The organism is Gordonia sp. (in: high G+C Gram-positive bacteria) (assembly GCF_012515855.1).
GTDB lineage: Bacteria > Actinomycetota > Actinomycetes > Mycobacteriales > Mycobacteriaceae > Gordonia.
In genome coordinates this window covers 1-3,310 of sequence record NZ_JAAYXO010000092.1, presented here as the reverse complement: position 1 = coordinate 3,310, position 3,310 = coordinate 1, and the positions used below count along the sequence as shown (strand labels likewise).

At 66.1% G+C, this 3,310-nt stretch carries 3 protein-coding genes; all 3 read left to right on the top strand.

What is annotated here, in order from left to right; all coding sequences use genetic code 11:
• Positions 1 to 525: hypothetical protein (locus GX543_RS07075; protein WP_290850883.1), on the top strand; the 525-nt coding region annotated here is incomplete at its 5' end.
• A 5-nt stretch (positions 526 to 530) separates the two neighbouring features.
• Positions 531 to 1,652: a serine/threonine-protein kinase gene (locus GX543_RS07070; RefSeq protein ID WP_290850882.1), complete on the top strand. Its 1,122-nt coding sequence runs from the start codon at positions 531 to 533 to the stop codon at positions 1,650 to 1,652.
• 1 nt (position 1,653) lies between these two features.
• Positions 1,654 to 3,310: hypothetical protein (locus GX543_RS07065; protein ID WP_290850881.1), on the top strand; the 1,657-nt coding region annotated here is incomplete at its 3' end.

Here is a 3,310-nt window from a genome sequence, read left to right as displayed (position 1 = left end):
GCAGCGCTCGCGGGTTCGCTGCGCCGTGCGGCAGCGGCCGTGCCGCGGGTACTCCTCACGAGTCGGCGCTCGGCACTCACGTCACTGGTGGCGTGGGATGCGGTCGCCACCGACCACGCGTCAGTCGCGACCGTGCTTGAGGGGGTGCCCGGTCGTGCCGCACTATTCATCGAGGATGCGCCCTCGTTCGCCGGTTCACCGGCAGAAGCTGCCCTGCTTGCGCTCGCTGCAAGGGCAACACGTGGCGAATGCCTGATCGTGAGCGAGGCGGAAACCCGTGAATGGCATGCCTCGTACGGGCTGCTCGGGCCGTTGAAGGCCAGCCGAACCGGGCTCGTTCTTGCCCCAGACACCCATGACGGCGACCTGATCTTTCAGACGCCGTTTGCCAGGCTACACCGCCGCGAGTTTCCTCCCGGCAGGGCCGTGTGGGTGACTTCAGGGCGGCCACAGCGGGTGCAACTTCCGCTGGCTCCGCTGCTCCTGAACGACACAATGAGTGGCCAGGGCGCCGTATTAAGATGAGGGTCATGTCTGCCCCTCCACCGCCTGCAGCGCCGCGGATTACGGGGTTCAGTTATGTGAGACCCCTGGGTAGCGGCGGCTTTGCTGATGTCTACCAGTATGAGCAAGATATGCCTCGACGCATTGTCGCGGTCAAGGTGCTCCGGAGCCCGGTCATCGGTGACCGTGATCGTTCTGACTTTGAGGCCGAGGCCGATGCGATGGCGAGGCTGTCGAATCATCCGTCCATTGTGTCGATGTATTCGGCGGGGGTTGCCGTTGACGGTCGACCCTACTTAGCGATGGAGTTCTGCCCGGACTCGATGCGGGAACGCACAAGACGAAACCCTGCACCGCTGCAGGCCGTGCTCGACGCCGGGGTACGACTGGCGGGAGCCCTCGAGACGGCCCACCGTGCCGGCATTCTGCACCGTGACGTGAAACCGTCGAACGTGTTGTTAACCGCGACGGGCCGCCCCGCGCTCGCAGACTTCGGCATTTCAGTGCTGCAGGGTAGCTGGGCTTCGCAGACGCGCGAGCAGGCGCTGTCGATTCCCTGGTCTGCGCCCGAGGTGATTACGGCTCACACTACCGGCACGATCGAGAGCGAGGTGTGGTCGCTCGGGGCGACGCTCTACACCTTTGCCGCCGGGGTCTCGCCGTTCGAACATCCTGATCGGGCGCAGAATACCCAGTCAAAGATGACTGCGCGCATCACAGAGGCGAAGTACACGCCAATCCCCGGCGCCCAAGGGTATGAGCCGTTTGACGAGGTGATGCGCCGGGCGATGCACCGCGACCCCGCGCAGCGGTTCCGCTCGATGGCTGAGTTTGGCGAGACGCTGCAACAGTTGCAGCGGGGGTACGGGTTTGATGTGACCCCGTTCGATGTGGTTGATGCGTCGATGATCACGCCGGCGCCGGTGAGCACGGCTCCTCGCGGTCCGAAGGCGACAACGGTGCGCTCCCTCACCAGGGCGCAGCAGCGAGCGCAGCTCCGCGCGTCTCGCCTCACCGAGGATCGCGATGGCGTGCTGATTGATCAGCCGCATTCGCCGATGAAGATCGGAATCATTGGTGCGCTCGTTGGCATTGCCGTGGTGGCGGCGTTGTTCGGTGGGGCGCTCGCTCTCGGCTGGATCGGGTGACATGGCGGCCACGGTGCGCGGCGAGAACGGAAGACGCCGTTCGGTGATCGGTTGGATCGCCGCGGGCGTGGTGACCGCGCTTGTCGTGACGCTTGCCGTGGTGTCGAGCGGTTTTGATGCTCGTGAGACGCCGCGAGACGATCCGTCGGTGTGGGTGGAGCGCACCAGTGGCCAGTACGCGCGGGTCAACACTGAAACGCGTGAGATTGATACGGTGCGCAGCGTTGATAACCCGAGCGGCATCCTGCAGACGCCGGAGCTTGGGCTGATGTTCACGAACGGTTTCGGCCGTGCCGTGCCAATCGATCCGAGCTCGCCGCGGGACATTCTGAGCGACGCCAGCGGCGATGGCGCAGAGGCTGAGACTGGTGCAGACCCCGAGACTGGCGCAGACCCCGAGTCCGGCACAGCGCCCGAGTCCGACGTAGACTCCGAGTCCGACGCAGAGCCCAACAACGGAGCAGCGGAGTCTGGCACAGCTGGGAGCGATGGCCGGGGCGAACGAACTCCCGAGGGTACTCGCCAGGTGATCTCTGCGGGTGAGTATGTGCTCTTTCTCACCCAAGATGGAGCGGCGTATCTGTCGCACCTGCGCGGCGCCACCGCGGCTGTGGCTCCGATGCTCCTCGATCCCGTTGCGCAGTCGAACGATGCTGGCACGGCACGCGAGGAGGGCGACCAAGCTGACGAACTCGGCGACGCCAACGCTGCTGACGGGAACCCCACCGCGGGTGGCGACCTCGATCCGGCGGCGCCGTACCGGGTGACGGCGGCCGCCGTCGATGCTGAGGGCCGGGTTGCGCTCTACAGTCAGGGCGAGGGCACGGTGCGCTGGTATGACGCGCCGCGTGAGGCGTCGCGGGGTGCTCCCGATGAGGGTGCTGCCGAGGTCGCGGACGACAGCGCGCAGTTCGCCATTGTCGGTGACGACTGGGTGCTGCTCGACTCGAACACCGGTGAGCTGTGGTGGCGTGGCGCGAGCGACCCGATCACGCTTGAGCTGACCGGCACCGCCCGACTGCAGGCATCGTCGCCCGGGGCCCGGTCGACCAGCGAATCCCCCACAGCCAACGGCACCGCAGCGAACGATTCCGTGTTGGTCGCCGATGAGGGCGGCCTGTGGCAGGTCACCCAAGGATCAGCCGAACGCGTTCTCGACACCACAGGCGTTGCTGCGCAGCCCCGGCACCTTGGCATGACCATGATTGCCGCGTGGGCGAGCTCGTCTGGGGCGATGCTGTGGACGTCTGACCAGGGGGCGATGCCGCTCGAATTTGACGATGCCGTGGGTGAGGTGAGCAATCCAGATCTCGACATTCGCGGGAACGGTACGCGGGCCGTCGTGGTTGAGCGTTCAAGCGGCATGCTGTGGACCGTCCCCGACGGCACGCTGATCCCGGTCGAACAGTGGAGTCTGCACGACCCGCCCAAGGTAGACACGGGCACGGTCGTGACCCAGGATGTGACCGAGCAGGAGCCGCCGGTGGCGATGCCCGACGCGTTTGGGGTGCGTGCGGGTGAACCGACCCTGCTGCCAGTGCTGCTCAATGACTTTGACCCCAACCGGACTGATGTGCTGACGGTGGTGCCCGAGGGCCTCGGCGACGAGTTCGATCGCGACTTTGGCAGTATCTCAATGCTCAGCGACGGGCAAGCGG